The organism is Gilliamella sp. M0320 (assembly GCF_016101635.1).
GTDB lineage: Bacteria > Pseudomonadota > Gammaproteobacteria > Enterobacterales > Orbaceae > Gilliamella > Gilliamella apis.
The window spans coordinates 134,101-156,233 of the sequence record NZ_JACFQD010000003.1 but is presented as its reverse complement, the minus strand read 5'-3'; the positions used below and the strand labels follow the sequence as shown (position 1 = coordinate 156,233).

The window sequence follows — 22,133 nt, the reverse complement described above, 5'->3', positions numbered from 1 at the left end:
AAGCATAATTTAACTAGATTTAAAGCCGTTATTGACGTCAATTCATCTGCCATAATTTTTAAGCCACTTTGATAGCAAACACGCGCTTCAAACATGTCGTCAATGTATCATTTGGTAGCCAAACGATTACAACACTTGTTACTCAAGATGTTATTATTGCCAGAACTGAAAATGTTATTTAAACGCCAAATAATCGACCTTTATCTACTAACTAAACCACTCAGTGAGTTAATTGAATAAAAAATCAAACTTAACCGATTTAATACTCTTATTTACCCTCAATAAATCATATTTGATGGTATAGACTCCTCAATTATTTTTACAAAAAATATTCACTCATCAATTTTAAAATTACTAATGGATTGAATAAAACGTTATTGCTTAATGTTATTGTATGAAAACTGTTGTCATTCCAGCTTGACACTGCTTTAAAATCGGTGGACGATATAACAATTCGATTTTGCTAATTTGATATGATGACTATGACTGATGCGCATTTGTTTTATTCTATCTCTCCGCTTGATTTTAGTGATGATCAAATAACTGTCCCCTATCTAAAACAGCAACTAAATGCGTTTCAACAATGGTCAGTGACTCAGTTTAAAAATAACGCCGATATTGATGACTTAGTTCATCTGCGCAGTCAGTTTATTGATCAGCTACTTCAACGATTATGGCATTATTATCAAATTCCTGAACAAGTTTCATCGCTGTTTAAACAAAATCGCATTGCACTAATTGCAGTTGGTGGTTATGGTCGAACCGAACTCCATCCCTTATCCGATATTGATATTTTGATACTAAGTGATAACTCACTAACCAAAGAACTGGAAAAACAAATTGGTGATTTAGTTCGTCTACTTTGGGATCTGCATTTGGATATTGGCCACAGCGTTAGAACGTTAAAAACCTGCTTGCAAGAAGCTAAAAATGATATCACTATCATGACAAACTTAATTGAATCAAGATTAATTGCCGGAAGTGAGTCATTACTTAATAAGCTCCGCTGTGAAATTTTTAACGATAAAATCTGGCCTTCTCCTGCTTTTTATCAGGCCAAAATGCAGGAGCAACAAGAAAGACACCAACAATATCACAGCACTACCTATAATTTAGAGCCAGATCTAAAAAATAGTCCGGGTGGTTTACGTGATATGCAAATCATTCAATGGGTTGCAATTCGACATTTTGGCGGAGAGTTTTTAAAAAAAATTGCCCAGTTTGACTATTTAACGCCAGAAGAAGTGGCTGAATTTAAGACTTGCCGCAAATTTTTATGGCGCATGCGCTTTGCGCTTCACTGCGTGATCAACCGCTATGACAATCGTTTATTATTCGATCGTCAACTAAGTATCGCTAAAATGTTGGGCTATAGTGGTGAAGGCAATACACCGGTTGAAAATATGATGCATGATTATTATCGTGTTGCACATAATATTACCGAACTCAACCAAATGCTTTTACAACTATTTGATGAGTCATTATTAAAACGTTATTCATCACAAAAGACCTATGATATTGATCAACATTTTCAAATCAGAGGCAACCTAATTGATGTTAAACATAGCAGCGTGTTTACTGATAACCCGCTTATGATCCTCAATCTGTTTTATACAATTTTGCTTAACCCGCAAGTTACAGGATTATATTCAAATACGATTAGGCAACTTCGTTCTGCGCGGCGAAAGCTCACTTATTTACTTAGTGAAACGCCAGAAGCAAGAACATTGTTTATGAAAATCATCAAACATCCAGATGCAATTAAAAAAGCCATTTTGCCAATGCATCAATATGGTATTTTGGCGGTGTATATACCTGGTTGGCAACAAATCTCAGGCATGATGCAATTTGATCTGTTTCATGCTTATACGGTCGACGAACATACTATCCGCTTATTGCTAGAACTCGATCGTTTAAAAACCGAAGTGGGTAAAGAAAAACATCCTAATAGTTCAACAGTATTTGCCAAACTATCTAAACCTGAATTACTGGTAATAACGGGATTATTCCATGATATTGGCAAAGGTCGACATGGTGATCACTCGGAAATAGGCGCTAAATTAGTCGAATCTTTTTGTCAATTACATGAACTCGATGCGAAAGATACCGATTTGATTGTTTGGTTAGTTCGTTATCATTTATTGATGTCGGTAACTGCGCAAAGTCGAGATCTCCAAGATCCCGATGTCATTCGCGAATTTATTCAATTAGTAAAAAGCAAACGCCGTTTACAATATTTACTCTGTTTAACGGTTGCCGATGTTTGTGCCACCAATGAAACCTTATGGAATAGTTGGAAGCAGAGCTTAATGCGTGAGCTCTACTTAACCGCTAAACGATCATTTGATTCTGGCATTCATCAAATACCAGAACAACGAAGTATTGCTCGTCAACATAAACAGCAAGCACTAACTGAACTGCTGGCACAGAATTACGATGAGCAAACGATAAAAAACCTTTGGCAAGATTATCGCGTCGATTACTTTTTGCGCTATAGCGCTGAACAGATCGTTTGGCACGCTCAACTATTATTAAATCATGATTTGAGTCAAACATTAGTTTCGATTAATCCCAATCCATATCATGGTGGCAGCGAAATCATCATTTACTCATCTGATAGACCTTTTTTATTTGCCGCAGCATGTAATGCGTTAAGTATGTTAAATTTGAGTATTCATGATGCATTGATTATTACCAATAAAAATGGATTTGCATTAGATACCTTTATTGTGCTTGAACCTAATGGACAAATTGTGCCAGAAAATCGACACCAAGATATTATCCAAGCGCTGCATAAAGTACTACATCAATCGGTCTACAAAGGTGTGACAATAAAACCGGCTAAACAGCGACTACGTTCGTTTTCTGTACCAACACAAGTCAACTTTATTTCGTCATTTAACGAAAATCAAACTTATATGGAACTCATTGCGCTTGATAAACCAGGTTTACTTGCTTGCGTTGGTGAAGTGTTTGCAAAATTAGACTTATCACTAAGCAGTGCTAAAATAGCCACAATTGGCGAACATATTGAAGATCTGTTTATTCTAACCGATAAACACAATAAAGCCCTTGATGATAACACCTGTCAAAAACTAACCGAATCGATAGTTGAAACTATTGATTCAATAAATTAATCAACCAAAAAGTTAAAGTTAAAATTATGCAATTTTTCCTTATTTTGTTTCCTATTTTTTGTATTTTTATTGTTGGATTTATTGGTCAAAAGATTCTTAATTTTGATGTTGCTAATCTTTCAAAAATGTCGCTATATGTGTTATCGCCCTTTTTGGCATTTAAAACATTTTATACGCATACCTTAACCAGCGATTATTTAATCTATATTGCTTATCTCATTGGTCTCTGTTTTTCCTTAGTACTAATTGTCAGCATCTGGTCAATGATAATGAAGTATTCGGTCAAACAACGCTGTGCAATGATTTTAAGTTCGTGTTTTATGAACAATGGTAATTATGGTACACCTGTATTACTGGTTTTTTTTGGCACGATCGGTTTTGATCTAGGTGTCATAATGATGGTGTTACAACAATTTATTATGAGCACTGTTGGCATCTATTATGCAGCCAAAGGCAGCACTCATAGTGATATTGTCAGTCAAAAAGATGTTATTAACAAAGTAATTAAAATGCCGGTTGCCTATGGTGCCTTTGCGGGTATTCTTTTCCAACTGTGTCAAATACCATTATCAAAATCGATTATGACTTCGATTAGTATGATCGGAGATTCTTCCATTGTGATAATTATGATTATTTTGGGCATGCAATTGGCCAAAATCAAAATTAAACAACTTGATTATCCAAAACTTTCTTTTGCTTTAATAACTAGGATGGTGATATCACCGCTAGTCGCTTTTGCGATGGTCTATTTTATGCCTATTACCCCAATGGCAAAACAAATCCTTATTGTTCTAGCGGCAATGCCAAGTGCTGCCAATACCACATTAATGTCAGTTCAATTTGATACTAACCCAGCACTGGTATCAAGTGCTACTTTAGTCAGTACTTTATTGAGTTTAATTACATTACCAATCGTACTCTCTTTAGTTGGTGCTCCAATTCCTTTTTAAATAGAAGCGATGCATCAAAGAGTTTGAAAATCAGCTAGCTAAATCCTGATTAATCGTCAGGATTTAGTTTTGATAAAATTTAATCGTTACTCAGCCACTCTTGCTCAAATTGATTAACAAATTCAACTAAAATTTTATGCCGTTGTTCGGCGATCTGTTTAGCTGTGTCAGTATTCATCATCTCTTTGAGTAAAAATAACTTTTCATAGAAGTGATTTATTACTGTATTTGGCTGTTTATAATTGTCTTCATTAAGTTTCGTTCGCGGTGGAATGTTTGGATCGTGCATAATATTATGCTTATTACCACCATAATAAAAAGTACGGCCAATACCTATTGCGCCAATAGCATCAAGTCGGTCAGCATCTTGAACTATTTGTCCTTCCAACGATAACTCGTTTTTTTGTGAAAGATTTTTCCGATAAGACATATTTTCGATAATAGCAAAAATAGCATTAATCTCGTTAGTGGTTACCTTTAATAATTGCAGATAATCACGCAATTCAATTATTGCGTTATCAACATTCTCAACCACTTTCTCATCAATGACATCATGTAAGTAAGCGCTCATCAATACAATAAATGCATCTGCTTGTGGCTGATCATTAAGGATTTTTTCGGCTAATTTTACAACTCGTTCAATATGCGCTATATCATGACCGGAAAAATCATGCGAAAGCTTTTGTTGAACAAATAGTTTAATCGAATTAAGAATTAGTTGTTGTTGGGCAGTTATTCGGTTGGTCATTTTATTAGGCTTAATTAAAAATAGTAATGATAGATTATATTTGATCGAGATATTACGTATATTACCGCAGTTAAAATCTAATCGCTATTGATGGTTTTAGTTAATACTTTATCAATCAGACAGTTATTCTTGCATAAAACCACCAAAACCAATTTAAAATGAGTTAAAAATCATATTTAATATCATTATTGATGATTATTTAGACTTATTTATCAAAAAATTCCTTGCATTTAATGTTTTTTTTATATTTTTTTTAATTTCTTTCGATTGTTTTCACTAATTGCGAAAGGTAGAATGCTCTAATTACAATTTATTATCCATGCAAATAACTGGAGTTGATTAAGTGAAAATATCAGCACGCAAAGTTTTGCCTTGGCAACTTATAGAATGTTTCACTCGATATCGTCAATTTATCGCTCTACTATTTGGCCTCACTATTTTTTGTATCGCACTGGTAGTATGTTGGCATTTATTACAATCAATTAATCTTAGCGATTTACAATCAGCTCTGCATAAACTGCCTTACCATGCAATTTTACTAGCATGTTTATCGGCGATAGCGAGTTATATTATGTTGATGGGTTATGAATGGTCGGCTGCACGTTATGCAGGCGTTGATTTAAAACCATCGACAATAGCTACTGGTGCAATTTGTGCCTCCGCCATTGGTAATGCAGTCGGGTTATCCGCCCTATCCGGCGGTGCAATTCGTTGTCGGCTCTATTTTAAATATGGGTTAACCACCATAGATGTTGCTCGCATGTCGATTTTTGTTAGTCTTTCGTTAGGCCTTACATTACCCTTAATCGCCACAATTGCTGCATTAATACATATACAAAATACCATGCTAGCGCTACATATCTCGGTAATCACTATCGAGATAATCGCTAGTGCAGTATTGATCATTTATGTTGGTGTTTTGTTATTTTTACATACACACCGATTAGTAGAAAAACCCAATAAAGATACTTGGCTATATCAAATTTTCCATTGGCAGATCCGTCTACCTAACTGGCAATTAGCCGGTGGACAATTTTTAATTACCTTAATCGATGCCATTTTAGCCGGTGCTATTCTCTATTTTTTACTCCCGAATCAACCAAACTTTATTACCTTTATTATGATTTATATCTTGGCATTAGTTGCTGGGGTACTTAGTCATGTCCCAGGTGGAGTTGGCATATTTGAAGCGGTTATATTAGCGGCATTTTCATCACAAATAGATACTGCATCATTAACGGTTGCTTTGGTCATTTACCGTCTAATTTATATCATATTACCATTGATTCCTACCGGAATTTTACTGCTAATTAACGAAGGAAAAAACTTTTTAACCGCACCACAAGTTAAGGAAACCGATACTGGTATTGCAGCAATGATTATGGCCGCCGCGGTATTTTTTGCCGGAGTAGTCATGATGTTTTCAAGTGTTATTCCTGGCTTTAATCATGATTTTGTCAGTACTTTTTTTCCGAAAAAAATTGTCAATTTTGCTCATTTAACCGCAAGTTTAATCGGGGTTTTATGTCTACTAATGGCAGTAGGATTACGCCGCAGACTTTACTCTGCATGGGGAATATCGGTTATATTATTGATAGTAGGTAGTGTCTGCTCATTGTTAAGAGGTTTACACTGGATCGAAGCAACTACATTATTAGTAATAGCCATACTATTAATCAATTTTAGGCATGCTTTTTATCGTAAAAGCCGATTAAGTATTTTGCCTTTTTCACTAAAATCCTTTGTTATCAGTTTTGGTTTAATTGCCTTATTTGTTTGGCTAATCTTATTTATTTATCAAGATATTCCTTATAGCCATGATTTATGGTGGCAATTTGAATTAGATAGCCGAGTTCCCCGAGCATTACGAGCAGCATTAGGTAGTTTTATCTTATTAAGTGGCGTAATGTTATTTTGGTCATTTAAACCGGCATTACCTATCTTAACGATTCCTACTGAAGAGGAATTAAGTGAAGCCTATCAAATCATGCTTAACTCAAAACAACCTGAAGGCGGATTAGCGATGAGTGGTGATAAGTCACTGCTCTTCAATCAATCACATACTGCTTTCATTATGTATGCAAGACGAGGAAGAAGCATGGTTGCGCTATATGATCCTATTGGTAATGATAGCTCTGCTCGGGCTGATTTAATCTGGGCATTTAGAGATCTTTGTGATCAACACCATTTACGTCCGGTTTTTTATCAAGTTAAAGCAAACAATTTACCATTCTATATGGATATCGGTCTTCGTATTGTCAAACTTGGCGAAGAAGCCTTAGTTAATTTAAAAGAGTTTGATTTAAATTCTAAGGGATATAAAGATCTTCGATATACTTGGAACCGAGGGCAACGAGATGGGCTTAGTTTAAGATTTTATCCACCGGGTACTGCACCAATTGATGAATTGAAAGCAGTTTCTGATGCATGGTTAAAAAACAAACATACCAAAGAGAAAAAATTCTCATTAGGGGCTTTTTCTAAATCCTATTTAGATAATTTCACGATTGCCGCGGTTGAGTACCAAGGTCGCATTATTGCTTTTGTGAATTTATTAGAAACCAAGCAAAACTATAGTGCTAGTATTGATCTAATGCGAGTTTTACAAGATATTCCAAAATCGACTATGGAGTTTTTAATGGTTGGTTTAATTTTACATTATCAAGAAAAAGGTTATCAGTATTTTAGTTTGGGAATGGTACCCCTTGCCGGCATGCAAAGAAGACGTGGTGCACCAATGATCCAACGCTTAGGTGCATTAGTCTTTCGCCGAGGTGGCCGATTTTATAACTTCCAAGGCCTACGCCGGTTTAAAGAAAAATTTGCAACGCATTGGCAACCTCGTTATATGGCGGTTCCTGCCGGGCTTGACCCCTTGGTTGCTTTAATTGATACCACCATGTTAATTTCAAGTGGCAAAACAACATTAACTAACCAGAAGAACTAATCAAATGAAAAAAATCATACTTTATGTTTTATTATTCATTATTTTAGTATTCATTACATTTTGTATTGTTATAGGTTGGTACAGTTATAAAAACCAACGAACTGCTTCGGTTAATACTGTTACAATTAATCAAAACTTTACTATCTTATCTGCTAGCCCCAAACAGCCAGCAGAAGCTTCGGCAATAATTGTTGCGACACGAGATAATCACTTTACCGCTAATCAATTATTAACCTTATCTGAATCAATGGGTGCTAAATTGGTGCAATTTGAATTACAACCACAAGGAAGTTGTGCCGAACAACAAACACGCTTTGAACAAGCGAAGAAGATCTTAAATGAGGATAAATTTATTGTTGCCGGCATGCAAGAAGGCGCAGCTTTCGCTTATCGTTGGTTAAGCAAACAACAAGATGATGATGCTAAAGCTTTATCCATTGAGTTTACTTTAGATCATAAAGATTGTGACGCACCTTTACCGGCACAAGCCAGCCATGGCACATGGCAGGTTATTTGGAACAATCCACCTGATGAACAAGTTGCTATTTTCCCTCGCCAACAAAAACAGATTAAAGTAACCACGTCAATTGGTGAGTATCAAGCGTCACCAACTGAACTGTTAAGTTTACATTTATCCTCGATTTTATTTGGTGAGCATGAACCATTACCGGTGATTGAATTGCCAGCTAAAGGTAATCCACAACATCCGAATAGTGTTACTTTTTATTATTCTGGTGATGGTGGCTGGCGAGATTTAGATAAAGTTTCAGCAGAATATATGGCTTCACATGGTTATTCGGTGGTTGGGGTCGATGCGTTAAAACTTTTTTGGCAACATCGCTCGGTGGAACGTAGTGCTAAAGATCTGACTTATTTAATGCAAGAATACCGTGATAAATGGGGTGTGAATAAATTTGTACTAGCGGGTTATTCTTTTGGTGGTGACATTTTACCAGCACTATATAATCGCTTATCCAAAGCAGATCAACAAAGCGTTCAAGCATTGATCATGATTGCTTTTTCCAAAGATGCTAATTTTGAAATAGAAGTCAGTGGTTGGCTGGGGCAATCTGGCGATGAAATGAAAACAGCACCTGAGGTTGCGCAGATTCCGGAAAAGAAATTATTCTGTATCTATGGTGCAGAAGAGAAAGACGATAGCGGTTGCCTACAACCGGAGATGAAAGGCGAAGCATTTCAACTACCGGGTGGCCATCATTTTGATGAAAATTATCAGCACTTAGGGCAAATTATTATGCAAGCTATCGATAAACGTATGCAATAAATGTGGCAGTTTAGGTAATATTTTTTAATCAAAGCATTAATAAAAATTATAAAATATTAATGCTTTTTAAATTTGATTTTCCCTTCTGATAAGAATACGCCGCCAAGTGTAAATAAGGTACCTATTGCTGCAATCCAAGTAAAAGGTTCATCTAAAATTAATACTGCATTAATAATTGTCAAAATTGGCACTAAATAGATATAGATGCTAATTTTGACCGCACCCACTAATTTTACCGCATAGTTCCAAGAGGCAAAGCAGATAGCTGAAGCACCGACGCCTAAAAATAAGATATTTATTAAGTTTATTGGTTGTTCAAATCTCGAAAAATTCCATTCAAAATTAAATAAATACAGTGCCGGTAACATAAACATTAGACCGTAAAAAAAGAATCTTCGCGTCAACAAAATAATATTGTAACCATAGTTACTACTTTTTTTAGTTAAAATTGAATAACACGCCCAAAATAGGCAAGCAAACACCGCCAATAAATCACCAAGCGGATTAACCGATAATACAAACTGCCCATTGAAGCTAATTAAGGCTATACCTATCATGCCGAATAGACAGCCAATATAAAACACTTTCGCTGGTTTTTCAGCCTTAAGGAAGAAGATGGCCAATATAGCAGTAAAGACTGGAGCTAGTGTGGTGATCACACCAACATTTGATGCGGTAGTATAGGTTAAAGCAATATTTTCACAAAGAAAATAACAAGTGACACCACAAAATCCAGCGCCAAGAAACATCAACTCTTGTTTAATCCCTTGCCAAGCAAAAAAGCGAGGTGCTAACAACCAAAGCGTGGCATAGCCTAAGGTAAATCGGAAAAAGAGAATTTCAATCGGTTTAAAATCTGTCAGTAAAACTTTGGTGGCAATATAAGTGATTCCCCAAATAAACACTGTCATCAGTGCGATTAGGTGGCCTTTTGTCCTTGATGAAAATAACATAAAAATTCTCTCTGCTTACTTATTAGTATTTAAGCACCATCCATTACATTATTATTTAGTTACCAGACTAAATATACCAAATAAATTGAGAATAGATAAAAGGCTTGATAATAATAAAAATAACACTATTTATTAGAATAATGAAAATCGCTAGATATTAACTTGCTGTTAATAATTATTCAATATGTTTTCATATATCAATTATTTATGTAGATTATATAATTCTATAGCAGGACTAGTTAGCACTAATAAAAATTGTAGGCAAAAAAAATCCACTCAAAAATGAGTGGAGGGCAAAAAAATGAATTAACGTAATCTGAATATATAGACAGGCTAAATCACAAAAAGTTCCAACTAATTTCAAAAAAATTTAATATTTTTCTAAAAAATATTCTATTGAATTGATTTATATTAATAATTATTTTTAAAAATATTTAAAAAAATATAAATATTTCTCATTCTTCAGTACATAAAAACTAATTTGCTTTAAACTTAATTTCATTGCAAATTTAAATAAGCTAACGCTATACTGCGGTAAAAATAGTCTATATAGCGATATAGGAGTATTTATGAAAAAGAATGTTGTTTTATTTAGTAAAATTCCAGCTGATCAACAAGAAAGACTAGCGAAAGCTTTCAATCTAACACTATTTGAAGGTGATCCTAAAACCGATATTAGTGGATTTATCCAAACATTAGCCAATGCTGACGGTATGATTGGATCTAATATTCCAACTCGGATTGATGATAATTTTTTACAACAAACCCCTAAATTAAAAGCGGCGGCGACAATTTCAGTCGGTTTTGACAATTATGATTTGCTTGCTTTGAAAAAACATGGCGTCCGATTAATGAATACTCCGAAAGTTCTCACTGAAAGTACCGCTGATCTCATTTTTACCCTACTCATGGCTACCGCTCGTCGAACCGTTGAATTATCTAATCTTATTCATCATGGTGGCTGGAATAAAAGCATCACACCTGAATACTTTGGTACAGATATTTATGGTAAAACCATTGGTATTTTAGGCATGGGTCGCATTGGTCAAGCCATAGCTAAACGAGCACATTGTGGTTTTGATATGAACATCATATATTATAATCGTTCAGCCAATACCTATGTTGAACAAGCCTATCATGCTAAACGTCTTGAACTAGATGATGTCCTTAAACAAGCTGACTTTGTTGTTATCATTTTACCGCTAACCGATCAAACGAGACAACTTATTACTAGACAAAAATTAGCGTTAATGAAATCATCAGCTATCCTTATTAATGGCGCTCGCGGTGCGATAATTGATGAACAAGCACTCTATGAAGCATTAAAAAATAAAACCATTAAGGCAGCTGGTTTAGACGTTTTTGAAGTTGAACCATTAGCCAAAGATTCGCCATTATTAAAACTTGATAATGTTTTATTATCACCACATGTAGGTTCAGCCACCACTGAAACTCGATATGCCATGGCCAAATGTGCTGTTGATAATATTATTGCCGCATTAAAACCGGAACAACCAACTGAAAATTGGGTTAATCCAGAAGTCGGGTAACTTGTATTACCACTTGAATTCACCTATAATGCCCCAATATTTTCTATAAATACCAACCACAATTGGGGCTGATTCTGGATTCGACGGGATTTGCGAAACCCAAGGTGCATGCCGAGGTGCGGTAGGCCTCGTAAATAAACCGCAAAAAAATAGTCGCAAACGACGAAAACTACGCACTAGCAGCTTAATAACCTGTATAGAGCCTTCTCTCCCTAGCCTCCGCTCGTAGGACGGGGATCAAGAGGAGTCAAACCTAAACGAGATCGTGTGGAAGCCTTGCTTGGGGCGGAAGCATTAAATTTAATCAAGCTAGTTTATCAGTGGCGTGTTTGTCCGCAGCGGGTAAGCGAAATTCAAAGACAAACTACGCATGTAGTACCAAGGATGTAGAGATTTCGGACGCGGGTTCAACTCCCGCCAGCTCCACCAACAAAAAACAAAAATAAAATCAAACAATTAAAATTTAAAATGCAATTTACATATATAAATTGACTACACCCAAACTATATTAGCCCCCAGAAATTCACATAATTTATGCATGCCGTTATTTTCATTCGAACTAAAACGTAGAATTTTAAACTAATAATTTACTATTTAATAACTTCCTTTTAAATCCTTTAAAACATATCAAACCAAAAATAACACTAGTCTGTATTTGAAAATATATATTTCCAAGTACAAAATAAATTGCATCTATAATATTACTTTCCATCTAACTTAAGTTTTAAGGCTGTTGCAAATTTTGCAGAAATTCCCATTTAGGTTTAATATCAGTTTGATATTAATAATAAAAACATATCAATCTATTATTACTTAAATCTAAGTTATCTATAATATAAAAAAGGATATTTATGAGACGCAAAGATAGAGAAATAACTAATCTTGATGAAGTGATCGATATTTTAGAGCATACTGATGTTATTCGTTTAGCCATGAATAATGGTGATTATCCCTATATTGTTCCTGTCAATTTTGGTTATGAATTAACATCTAACAATCAACTTATTTTTTATATTCATGGCGCTAAAGTGGGAACTAAAGTTGAACTACTCAGACAAAATCCTTTAGTTAGCTTTGAGCTAGATACAGGGCATCAATTAATCACTAATGAAAAAGCCTGCAAATATTCCTTCGATTATGCCAGTGTTATTGGCAATGGGCATGCAACCTTTATTGAAGAACCCACCGCAAAAATAGCGGCGTTACAAATAATAATGAATAAATTTGCACCAAACAAAACTTTTACTATTACCGAAGGTGATGTTAAACCGGTTGTCGTCATAAAAATTACTGTACACGCTTATACAGCAAAAAAACATTAAATTATGATGACTATATTATTATGGTAGAAATAATAAAGAAAACTTAAAATAATGATATTGATACACGAGTTTTTAAACATTTAGTTATTAACTATCAGTAATAAGAAAATAACACAAAATAGGTTAAAAGCTCGTGGTTTATTTAGGGTATATGTTGAATATACAATAGTAGATAGCTAGTTATAAATACTCAATTCTATAGGTCACTTTTCATTTAGATATATAAACAATTTTAATAAAATAGAAATCCAGTATTTACAAGTTTTTTAATACTTTTGTTAAGATTTCGCTGGCTGAATACAGATCTAGCCACTCTCACGAATTAAATAATTCTCGGATAAAGCTTAACTCTGGATTTACCTCTATCACTTTATCAACCATTTTGTTATACCACATTGGTTTTTGCCATGTTGCAAAGTTCGGCAAATGGTCAATTGCCATTGGTGTCTTTAACAAAGGGTGATCGATTTCTGGGGTGGAAAGACCATGACGAGCTCGGAAATTTTTGACTGCCTGATATTCAAATGGCCAAAGAAATAACATGATATCATCAATTTCATAACCAGTTGCTGGCTGCTTTTCGTCATTATCAAGAAACAGTGATATCCATTCTAAATGATTATCACAAAGCTTGATTAACCAATCAGTCAACTCATTTTCATCGGTGCTGTACAGCGCTTCCTGACAAAAACGATGATAAAATAGGTCAATTGGGATATTTGCCCCATCCCAATCAATGCTTTGTTTACGCTCACTTGCCATCATTTCAATCGCTAATACCCCTAAGCGCTGTGGTCTCGGTGGTACAACATTACCTCTACCATCCCCACCCCAAGATAAACTTCGGCTCATATTACCATTAAGAATACTTTCAACAATCTTAGGGTAGCAAGGCACAATTAACTCAAATCGATTACAGGCAAACATCATTAGTAAGACTTGACCTTGACGTGATAGATCATTTTGAAAACAGTCTTGATGTCGATAGATATTATAATAATCAAGTAACAAATATAATGCTGATGAAGCAATATAACCACATAAATAAGGATTCCTTTGTTGTTTAGAGGTTAGATAAAGGATAGAATAAAAAAATTTCACATGAAACATATCAGTTGATGTATAACTTAGAATTTTTTCTTTATCTTCTTTATAATTATTCTCTAATTCAGATTCAATCATATCAATTTCAGCTTTTTGATATTCATTCATATCTTTTTTCAAAAAAACGTATTTATTATAATACTTATTAATTTCATTAATAGATGCCATATTCGCTGTTCTCCATGATTTACTAAATGAAATCCAATTATTTTTTATTACATTTGGCATTTGATATTATGTTAGAAGTAGCAATAAAAAACGCTTTGAAGCCACTCTCACGAATTAAATAATTCTCGGATAAAGCTTAACTCTGGATTTACCTCTACCACTTTATCAACCATTTTGTTATACCACATTGGTTTTTGCCATGTTGCAAAATTAGGTAAATGGTCAATTGCCATTGGAGTCTTTAACAGAGGGTGATCGATTTCTGGGGTGGAAAGACCATGACGAGCTCGGAAATTTTTGACTGCCTGATATTCAAATGGCCAAAGAAATAACATGATATCATCAATTTCATAACCAGTTGCTGGCTGCTTTTCATCATTATCAAGAAATAGTGATACCCATTCTAAATGATTATCACAAAGCCTTTCTAACCAGTATATCAATTCATTTTCATTAGTGCTGTATAGTGCTTCCTGACAAAAACGATAATAAAATAGGTCAATAGGAATATTTGCATTATTCCAATCAATGGTTTGTTTACGCTCACTTGCCATCATTTCAATCGCTAATACTCCTAAGCGCTGTGGTTTTGGTGGTACAACATTACCTCTACCATCCCCCCCCCAAGGTAAACTTCGGCTCATATTACCATTAAGAATACTTTCAACAATCTTAGGGTAGCAAGGTTCAATTAACTCAAATCGATTACAGGCAAACATCATTAATAAGATTTGACCTTGACGTGATAGATCATTTTGAAAACAGTCTTGAATCGAATAAATATTATAATAATCAAGTAACAAATGTAATGCTGATGAAGCAATATAACCACATAAATAAGGATTCCTTTGTTGTTTAGAGGTTAGATAAAGGATAGAATAAAAAAATTTCACATGAGACATATCAGTTGATGTATAACTTAGAATATCTTCTTTATCTTCTTTATAAATATCCTCTAATCCAGATTCAATCATATCAATTTCAGCTTTTTGATAATCATTCAGATCTTTTTTCAAAAAAACGTATTTATTATAATACTTATTAATTTCATTAATAGATGCCATATTCGTTGTTCTCCATAATTTACTAAATAAAATCCAATTATTTTTTATTACATTTGCATTTAATATTGTGTTAAAAGTAGTAATAAAAACGCTTTGAGGCCACTCTCACGAATTAAATAATTCTCGGATAAAGCTTAACTCTGGATTTACCTCTATCACTTTATCAACCATTTTGTTATACCACATTGGTTTTTGCCATGTTGCAAAATAAGGGAAATGGTCAATTGCCATTGGTGTCTTTAACAGAGGGTGATCGATTTCTGGGGTAGATAAACCATGACGAGCTCGAAAATTTTTCACGGCCTGATATTCAAATGGCCAAAGAAATAACATGATATCATCAATTTCATAACCAGTTGCTGGCTGCTTTTCATCATTATCAAGAAATAGTGATATCCATTCTAAATGATTATCACAAAGCTTTGTTAACCAGTATATCAATTCATTTTCATTAGTGCTGTACAGTGCTTCCTGACAAAAACGATGATAAAATGGGTCGACAGGAATATTTGCATTATCCCAATCAATGGTTTGTTTACGCTCACTTGCCATCATTTCAATCGCTAATACTCCTAAGCGCTGTGGTTTTGGTGGTACAATATTACCCCTACCATCGCCACCCCAAGATAAACTTCGGCTCATATTACCGTTGAGAATACTTTCAACAATTTTGGGGTAGCAAGGCTCAATTAACTCAAATCGATTACAAGCAAACATCATTAGTAAGATTTGTCCCTGACTTGATAGATTTTTGAGAAAACGATTTTGAATTGCATAGATATTATAGTAATCAAGTAACAAACTTAATGCAGATGTAACAATATAACCATATAAATAAGGGATCTTTTCTTTTTTGTTATTAAAATAAAATATAGTGTAATAATACATCGTTTGAAGAAATTCAATTGATATATCAGCTAAAATATCATCTTTATTTCTTAAATAAATATCCTCTAATTTAGTTTCAATACTATCTATTGTATTTTTTTCAGCAATACTAAGATCTTTTTTCAGTATAATGTATTTATTATAATACTTATTAATCTCATTAATAGAGGCCATATTCGCTGTTCTCCATGATTTACTAAATAAAATCCAATTTTTCCATTAAGTTTGGCATTTCATGTATGTAAAAACTAGCACCGTTTTAAATATAACTATGTAGCTATTACTTTTATAAGCAATAATTTATTTGTGAATTTATAACTATCAATAATGATTATATGATTTCTTATAACTATTAAAGTTAACATTGAATTGACAGCACTAGCTAATATAAATTATATATTACGTGTATATTAATCATTATCACAAAGAGTTATTAAACATTATGTCATTAAATCTCAGGAAGACAATATTTAATCAACTTAAACAGCAACCACAAAAACAGTTTACCGCTAAACAATTGGCTCAGTTGATATTTATACATAATCCGCAAGCCTGTGCTGAAAAAAACAGGCTAGTGAGCGTTTAATGACTGATGATGATGTTATTGCCCAAATTGCAGCTGAAATTGGTGCTCAGCGACCACTTTTACAAAAAAACATCCAGAAATAAAAACCACAGAGGGTCGTCCTAAAAAGTATTACTTTTCGCAAAAATCGGATGAAGCAGAAGTACTAGACGCTGAGTATTTATCTACAAAGAAACTGCCCACACAAGCCCAAACAGAGAAGAATGGTCATAGTGAACACACTCTCTATCCATTATTAAGTAAATATCTTTATGATGAACTTAATGTGTACTCTAAACGTATTGATGAAAAAACCTCATCAAATAGAATGGGTAAAAATGGCAATATATGGCTACATCCTGATATTGTTGGCTTAGAAGATCTCAGCTCCGATTGGGATAGCTTAGTCAAAGATTGCGTTAAACTTTATGCCGATCAGCAAAGTAAACTATGGTCATTTGAAGTTAAAATATTACTTAATATGTCAAATGTTAGAGAATCATTTTTCAAGCTGTATCTAATTCTTCATGGGCTAATTTTGGTTATTTGGTCGCTTCACAAATTACGGGTAGTGATACATTAAAAGAACTCAGAGTATTGTGCGCAGCACATGGTATTGGCGTTATTAAATTAGAGGTAGATAATCCATCATAATCCATCAGAAAGTCAAATTCTAATTCCTGCTCAAGAAAAAACTATTATTGATTGGGACTCTTGCAGTCGTCTTGCTAGAGAAAATAAAGATTTTAATAACTATATTAAGTTAGTTAAGCAGTTTTATCAAACTGGTGAAATAAAAGTTTTGGTTGGGATTATACTAATACTTAAATAAAAAAATCACTAAAAAGAGACACTAAAAAGTTATCCTCATTGTGATTAGCTATCGTTAATTAATATTTTTTTAATCAGTATAACAATCGAATTTGGCTTTATAATAAACATCAATAAAGCCAATCAAAATTCATTTATTAATCAACAATAATTCGACCATTTAATGGCTGTACTGGGCGGTTGTTGTTGTGATGCATGATTGAGTGGAATTTTTCAATTTGTTGTTCTGAGACTGTTACAGGTTGTTCTAACACAATCCATCTTACACCTTCAGTACACGGTGGTGTTGTTAATGATCCACTAAAGCGATAATAATCGAGTGTTTTAGGAAATAATGTACTGATATCAACAGTTTTGTCTAAAGTTGCTTTGTTATCCACTTCCGTAGGCATTTGCTGCCAAGCCTTCGCAATTTCAGAATTCGCTTCGCCACTATTAAACATTAAGGCGACAACGGTAAGCTCACCAGTTTTATTTTTGTAAACAAAGTGGGCTTCCATTGGATAACTTTTACCTTTAATGGTATTTTCACTTGGGCTGTGAAAATGGAATTGTTGTAACGTAAAGGTTTGCTCATCTAATATTAACTGATTATCACCAGTAACGTTAACCTGAATAGTATGTCCGTTATTAATAATTTCTTGTTTACTTGGTTTGAATGAGAACTTTAAGTTTTCATGCTCTGTCTTTAATGCATGATCGATATTGATCGGTGACTGATTTTTACCATTCTCACAGATAGAATACTCTGCTGATAATTTACCCCAGTTTTCTGGTTTTTCTTGACCTTCATATCCCCAATGAGATGAATGTCCTATAGCGGCACAAGATAAGCTAGTTGCCATTAATACTGCAATTACTACGTTATGTTTCATGTTGATTTCACACTTTGGTATTAATTGGAGGGAGGCTGAATTATACTCTGCAAGAATAAGGCTTTCCAGCTAAAACACGCCTTATAAAAAATAATTATATATCGCTGTTCAAACATGGCTAAACGGCGAATTAATAATGTTTATGCAGATAAAAGTGATCTTGAAGTATCTATTGAAAAGTAGATATAAAAAAACCTGCTATATAAGCAGGTTCTTAAAAACTGAAATTGGCTCCTCCAACAGGACTTGAACCTGTGACATACGGATTAACAGTCCGCCGTTCTACCGACTGAACTATGGAGGAACACTTAACGGACAAGATATTAACCATCTATGACGATTCTGTCAATCTCTAAAACACTAATTAGGTTTAACTGCTCAGCTTGTAAGCAAATCGAGGGAAAACTATGCTAAAATAGCGAGAAAATAGCATAACCAGTAGAGTAAAATTAATGAAAAAAAATATTTGTGTGTTTTGTGGTGCGAGTGAAGGTAATCGTCCAGAATATCGTATGGCAGCAGAGCAATTAGGTATGACCATTGCCAAACAAAATAGACGATTAATCTATGGTGGTGGCAATAAAGGACTAATGGGTGTTATTGCTAATGCCGTTCTCACTTATGGCGGTGAAGTTATTGGCATTATTCCTGAGAGGTTAGTTAAAGCTGAAACTGCACACCATGGTATTACGCGTTTGGAAGTTGTTGAAAATATGCATCAACGGAAAGCAAGATTAACTGAGCTCGCTGATGGTTTTATTGCTATGCCTGGAGGTACGGGAACATTAGAAGAACTGTTTGAGGTATGGACAGGTATGCAAATTGGTTATCATGAAAAACCAGTTGCCTTATTAAATAGTCAATTTTGGCAACCTATGCTCAATTTTTTAGAACACGCAGTACAAGAAGGCTTTATCCGAGACAGTTTTTATCGAACATTGATCGTAGCAGATGTTGCTGATGAAATGTTAGAGAGAATGGATAATTTTATCCCAAAAGATTTACAGCGTTGGGTAAAAAAATAGATTAAGACAAAAATAAAAAAGACGCCATCAAATGATGGCGTTTTTAGTTGCATAATGTATTATGCGCTAACTAATTCAGAAGTTTGTGCTTCAGGTTTTTTAATCAATGCGTAAGCGACACCCGCAATAACCGAACCAACAACAATTGATAGTAAATAACCACCAACTGGTTCAACCACACCAGGGATTGCTAAAGCGAATAAACCACCATGTGGAGTCTGTAATATAGAACCAAATGCCATTGCCATACCACCAGTGATTGCCCCACCAATAATACAACAAGGGATAACTCGTAATGGATCACGTGCAGCGAAAGGGATTGCCCCTTCAGAGATAAAGCATAAACCTAATGCTAATGAAGCTTTACCGCTCTCTTGTTCTGCTTTAGCAAATTTTTTGCGCGCAATTAAGGTTGCTAACCCCATTGCTAACGGTGGAACCATGCCACCAGCCATAACAGCAGCCATTGGTGCATAAATATGTTCAGAAATTAAAGTAGTACCAAATGCATAAGCAACTTTATTAATTGGTCCCCCCATATCCGTACACATCATACCACCTAATAAAGTACCTAAAATAATCGCATTCCCAGTACCCATAGATTTCAACCATCCAGTTAATGCAGTCATTAACCATGCGATAGGTGTACCAACAATAAACTGCATAACTAAGCCTGTAGCTAATGTAGCAAGTAATGGTACAATAAGAATTGGTTTTAATGCTTCAAGTGTTTTTGGTAATGGTAAATACTTAATGATTAACATTGCTAAGTAACCGGCAAAATAACCAATGATTATACCACCTAAAAAGCCCGCACCGGTTGAAACAGCTAGTAAACCACCAACAAGGCCAGGAGCAAGCCCAGGTCTATCGGCAATTGAGTAAGCGATATAACCAGCAAGTAATGGCACCATTAGAGAGAATGCTAAACCACCAATTTGCGCTAAATGAGGTTCACCGACCAACGTTTTAACCAACACTCCCTGATCGTTTAAAACATCTTTAAACTCACCAAAAGCAAATGATAGGGCGATGATCAAACCACCAGCAACCACCATTGGTAACATATAAGACACACCAGTTAATAGATGCTGATAGACACCTTTCTTCTCGTTACTTGATTTTGTTGTTGAAGCAGAACTAGTTGGTTGATAAATTGTAGCTTCTTCAAAAGCTCTATCTAATTCTTGTGCAGTTTTTTTAAGAGCTGGACCGGTTTTAGTTCGGTACATCTTTTTACCTGCAAACTTACTTAAATCAACATCTATATCACATGCTACTATCACTAGATCAGCTGAAGCCACCTCTTCTGGAGTTAATTCATTACCAACACCAACCGAACCGCGAGTTTCAACTTTACACCACCAGCCACGTTTTTTCGCTTCTTCTTCAATCGCCTCAGCAGCCATAAATGTATGAGCAACACCAGTTGGACAAGCTGTTACCGCAACAATACGTTTTTGTCCGTTGTTTGAAGTCGCAACAGCTGCAGAATTAGCAGATTGTTGATAAACAGTTGCTTTACTTTGTGCTTCATTCAAGATTTTTTTAGGATCAGCAAAAATTTCATTGAGATCATTTACCACATAAACTTTTTTACCAATCACTGATTTATCGCTGATATTACCATCACCAACCGAAATAATCGTATCAGCTGATGCCGCATTATCAACAACTTTGAAATTTAATGAATTAGCGGCTAACACTAATTCCGCTTTAGCTAAACGGCCATTAACTGGGCCTGAATTGCTACCTTCTACAATATATATATTCATGAATACTCCTATCCCGCAATTATTTCAATTTTTTCCGACATGTTGGTAACCGCTTGACGGTCTGATACCCCAACACCGGCTTGTTCAACTGATAAAGCGGCAACACTTGATGCAAATACTAAGGTGTCTTTAATTGATTGGTTAGTTAGTAAACCATACATTAAACCACCGACCATTGAATCACCAGCACCAACCGTGCTAACCACCTTACATTTAGGCGGTTTGGCTAACCATGCTTCATGTTTAGTAACCCATAAAGCACCTTTACTTCCTAGTGAAATTACTACGTTTTCTACGCCACCATCGATAAGCTCCATAGCAGCAGTTTTGATTTCTGATAATGTAGTTAGTTTTCTACCAACCCACATTTCGAGTTCTTTATCATTTGGCTTAATTAACCACGGATTAGCTTTCAACCCAGCAACTAAAGCATCACGGCTACTGTCAAACACAACTTTAGGACAAATTGCTTTTACTTGTTTCATCCACTCAGTGAACTTTTCAAGAGATACGCCTGCAGGTAAACTGCCACTAATGGCAACCATATCAATCTCTTTCAACCATTCCAATGAATTAGTCACAAATGTTTGCCAATCTTGCTCGCTAATAGTAAAACCAGAAAAATTAAGATCTGTAACTTCACTGTTTTCTTCGGTTAATTTAACATTAATACGAGTACGACCTTCGACTGTTTGGAATTTATCAGTAACATTTAATGATTCAAACAGTAAATTAAAACCATCACGATTCTCTTTCCCTAAAAAACCACCAACGGTTAATTTAATACCTAAGTCAGATAAAATTTTAGCAACATTGATACCTTTACCTGCTGGCAGTAAAGCATTAGTTTGCACTAAATTAACATCACCTAACTCAACTTTAGGACAAAAACCTAATAGATCATAAGCAGGATTTAAAGTGATAGTTGCAACACGATAAGTCATGA

General features: G+C 34.6%; 16 protein-coding genes, 1 tRNA gene, 1 other RNA gene and 1 pseudogene. 10 read left to right on the top strand and 9 right to left on the bottom strand.

All coding sequences use genetic code 11. The features are described 5' to 3' along the window. Window positions 1-93 precede the first annotated feature (93 nt). The 3 genes from H3T83_RS05255 (at window position 94) to H3T83_RS05245 (ending at window position 4,087) form a co-directional block, all read left to right on the top strand. Entirely contained in the window at window positions 94-240 is a 147-nt protein-coding gene (locus H3T83_RS05255) for a hypothetical protein (protein ID WP_198215280.1), read from the top strand. Window positions 241-482: 242 nt separating this feature from the next. Further along, on the top strand, window positions 483-3,137 hold the full coding sequence (glnD, locus tag H3T83_RS05250; protein WP_198215279.1) for a bifunctional uridylyltransferase/uridylyl-removing protein GlnD: 2,655 nt from the start codon (window positions 483-485) through the stop codon (window positions 3,135-3,137). Between the two features lie 26 nt (window positions 3,138-3,163). Beyond that, window positions 3,164-4,087 carry an AEC family transporter gene (locus H3T83_RS05245; protein ID WP_198215278.1) on the top strand — a complete coding sequence of 308 codons (924 nt, stop codon included), beginning with the start codon at window positions 3,164-3,166 and terminating at the stop codon, window positions 4,085-4,087. 79 nt (window positions 4,088-4,166) lie between these two features. Here the strand turns inward: H3T83_RS05245 and H3T83_RS05240 are convergent, their stop codons facing one another. Continuing rightward, on the bottom strand, window positions 4,167-4,835 hold the full coding sequence (locus tag H3T83_RS05240; RefSeq protein WP_198215277.1) for an HD domain-containing protein: 669 nt from the start codon (window positions 4,833-4,835) through the stop codon (window positions 4,167-4,169). Window positions 4,836-5,178: 343 nt separating this feature from the next. Between H3T83_RS05240 and mprF the strand changes: the two genes are divergently transcribed. Both mprF and H3T83_RS05230 read left to right on the top strand, forming a co-directional pair. Beyond that, window positions 5,179-7,782, top strand: a complete 2,604-nt coding sequence (gene mprF, locus H3T83_RS05235) for a bifunctional lysylphosphatidylglycerol flippase/synthetase MprF (protein WP_198215276.1) — start codon at window positions 5,179-5,181, stop codon at window positions 7,780-7,782. A gap of 4 nt (window positions 7,783-7,786) precedes the next feature. Beyond that, complete coding sequence (locus tag H3T83_RS05230; protein WP_198215275.1) at window positions 7,787-9,067, top strand: virulence factor family protein; 1,281 nt, start codon at window positions 7,787-7,789, stop codon at window positions 9,065-9,067. 56 nt (window positions 9,068-9,123) lie between these two features. Here H3T83_RS05230 and H3T83_RS05225 read toward each other — a convergent pair whose 3' ends face one another. Then, window positions 9,124-10,020 (bottom strand): DMT family transporter, encoded by an 897-nt coding sequence (locus H3T83_RS05225; RefSeq protein WP_255518719.1) that lies wholly within the window; start codon window positions 10,018-10,020, stop codon window positions 9,124-9,126. Window positions 10,021-10,589: 569 nt separating this feature from the next. On the opposite strand from H3T83_RS05225, the gene H3T83_RS05220 reads away from it, so the two are divergent. The 3 genes from H3T83_RS05220 (at window position 10,590) to H3T83_RS05210 (ending at window position 12,892) form a co-directional block, all read left to right on the top strand. Next, window positions 10,590-11,570, top strand: coding sequence for a D-glycerate dehydrogenase (locus H3T83_RS05220; RefSeq protein WP_198215273.1), 981 nt, complete (start codon window positions 10,590-10,592; stop codon window positions 11,568-11,570). Between the two features lie 64 nt (window positions 11,571-11,634). Further along, window positions 11,635-11,999, top strand: a transfer-messenger RNA (tmRNA) gene (gene ssrA, locus H3T83_RS05215). A gap of 422 nt (window positions 12,000-12,421) precedes the next feature. Next, complete coding sequence (locus tag H3T83_RS05210) at window positions 12,422-12,892, top strand: pyridoxamine 5'-phosphate oxidase family protein (RefSeq protein ID WP_198215272.1); 471 nt, start codon at window positions 12,422-12,424, stop codon at window positions 12,890-12,892. Window positions 12,893-13,207: 315 nt separating this feature from the next. On the opposite strand, the gene H3T83_RS05205 is transcribed toward H3T83_RS05210, so the two are convergent. The 3 genes from H3T83_RS05205 to H3T83_RS05195 all read right to left on the bottom strand — a co-directional run bounded on the left by H3T83_RS05205 (window position 13,208) and on the right by H3T83_RS05195 (window position 16,290). Next, window positions 13,208-14,164: a hypothetical protein gene (locus tag H3T83_RS05205; RefSeq protein WP_198215271.1), complete on the bottom strand. Its 957-nt coding sequence runs from the start codon at window positions 14,162-14,164 to the stop codon at window positions 13,208-13,210. A gap of 107 nt (window positions 14,165-14,271) precedes the next feature. Continuing rightward, the gene (locus H3T83_RS05200; protein ID WP_198215270.1) at window positions 14,272-15,228 is read right to left on the bottom strand and encodes a hypothetical protein; all 957 of its coding nucleotides are present in this window, start codon (window positions 15,226-15,228) and stop codon (window positions 14,272-14,274) included. A 105-nt stretch (window positions 15,229-15,333) separates the two neighbouring features. Beyond that, a complete protein-coding gene (locus tag H3T83_RS05195; protein ID WP_198215269.1) occupies window positions 15,334-16,290 on the bottom strand; it encodes a hypothetical protein in 957 nt (318 codons plus the stop codon). 268 nt (window positions 16,291-16,558) lie between these two features. Here H3T83_RS05195 and H3T83_RS11530 point away from each other — a divergent pair. Next, a pseudogene (locus H3T83_RS11530) lies at window positions 16,559-17,513 on the top strand (COG2958 family protein). Window positions 17,514-17,649: 136 nt separating this feature from the next. Here H3T83_RS11530 and H3T83_RS05185 read toward each other — a convergent pair. Beyond that, window positions 17,650-18,387, bottom strand: coding sequence for a carbonic anhydrase (locus tag H3T83_RS05185; RefSeq protein WP_065577625.1), 738 nt, complete (start codon window positions 18,385-18,387; stop codon window positions 17,650-17,652). A gap of 228 nt (window positions 18,388-18,615) precedes the next feature. Then, window positions 18,616-18,691: transfer RNA gene (locus H3T83_RS05180), tRNA-Asn, on the bottom strand. Between the two features lie 148 nt (window positions 18,692-18,839). Here H3T83_RS05180 and H3T83_RS05175 point away from each other — a divergent pair. Continuing rightward, window positions 18,840-19,412, top strand: coding sequence for a TIGR00730 family Rossman fold protein (locus H3T83_RS05175; RefSeq protein ID WP_198215267.1), 573 nt, complete (start codon window positions 18,840-18,842; stop codon window positions 19,410-19,412). A 59-nt stretch (window positions 19,413-19,471) separates the two neighbouring features. Here H3T83_RS05175 and fruA read toward each other — a convergent pair whose 3' ends face one another. Beyond that, a complete protein-coding gene (fruA, locus tag H3T83_RS05170) occupies window positions 19,472-21,187 on the bottom strand; it encodes a PTS fructose transporter subunit IIBC (RefSeq protein ID WP_198215266.1) in 1,716 nt (571 codons plus the stop codon). Between the two features lie 8 nt (window positions 21,188-21,195). Further along, the gene (gene fruK, locus H3T83_RS05165; RefSeq protein ID WP_065577628.1) at window positions 21,196-22,131 is read right to left on the bottom strand and encodes a 1-phosphofructokinase; all 936 of its coding nucleotides are present in this window, start codon (window positions 22,129-22,131) and stop codon (window positions 21,196-21,198) included. Between the last annotated feature and the right edge of the window lie 2 nt (window positions 22,132-22,133).

Coding starts and splice junctions, on each gene's coding strand:
- H3T83_RS05255 (WP_198215280.1), top strand. CDS start 94: ATGTCGTCAATGTATCATTTGGTAGCCAAACGATTACAACACTTGTTA.
- glnD (WP_198215279.1), top strand. CDS start 483: ATGACTGATGCGCATTTGTTTTATTCTATCTCTCCGCTTGATTTTAGT.
- H3T83_RS05245 (WP_198215278.1), top strand. CDS start 3,164: ATGCAATTTTTCCTTATTTTGTTTCCTATTTTTTGTATTTTTATTGTT.
- H3T83_RS05240 (WP_198215277.1), bottom strand. CDS start 4,835: ATGACCAACCGAATAACTGCCCAACAACAACTAATTCTTAATTCGATT.
- H3T83_RS05230 (WP_198215275.1), top strand. CDS start 7,787: ATGAAAAAAATCATACTTTATGTTTTATTATTCATTATTTTAGTATTC.
- H3T83_RS05225 (WP_255518719.1), bottom strand. CDS start 10,020: ATGTTATTTTCATCAAGGACAAAAGGCCACCTAATCGCACTGATGACA.
- H3T83_RS05220 (WP_198215273.1), top strand. CDS start 10,590: ATGAAAAAGAATGTTGTTTTATTTAGTAAAATTCCAGCTGATCAACAA.
- H3T83_RS05210 (WP_198215272.1), top strand. CDS start 12,422: ATGAGACGCAAAGATAGAGAAATAACTAATCTTGATGAAGTGATCGAT.
- H3T83_RS05205 (WP_198215271.1), bottom strand. CDS start 14,164: ATGGCATCTATTAATGAAATTAATAAGTATTATAATAAATACGTTTTT.
- H3T83_RS05200 (WP_198215270.1), bottom strand. CDS start 15,228: ATGGCATCTATTAATGAAATTAATAAGTATTATAATAAATACGTTTTT.
- H3T83_RS05195 (WP_198215269.1), bottom strand. CDS start 16,290: ATGGCCTCTATTAATGAGATTAATAAGTATTATAATAAATACATTATA.
- H3T83_RS05185 (WP_065577625.1), bottom strand. CDS start 18,387: ATGAAACATAACGTAGTAATTGCAGTATTAATGGCAACTAGCTTATCT.
- H3T83_RS05175 (WP_198215267.1), top strand. CDS start 18,840: ATGAAAAAAAATATTTGTGTGTTTTGTGGTGCGAGTGAAGGTAATCGT.
- fruA (WP_198215266.1), bottom strand. CDS start 21,187: ATGAATATATATATTGTAGAAGGTAGCAATTCAGGCCCAGTTAATGGC.
- fruK (WP_065577628.1), bottom strand. CDS start 22,131: ATGACTTATCGTGTTGCAACTATCACTTTAAATCCTGCTTATGATCTA.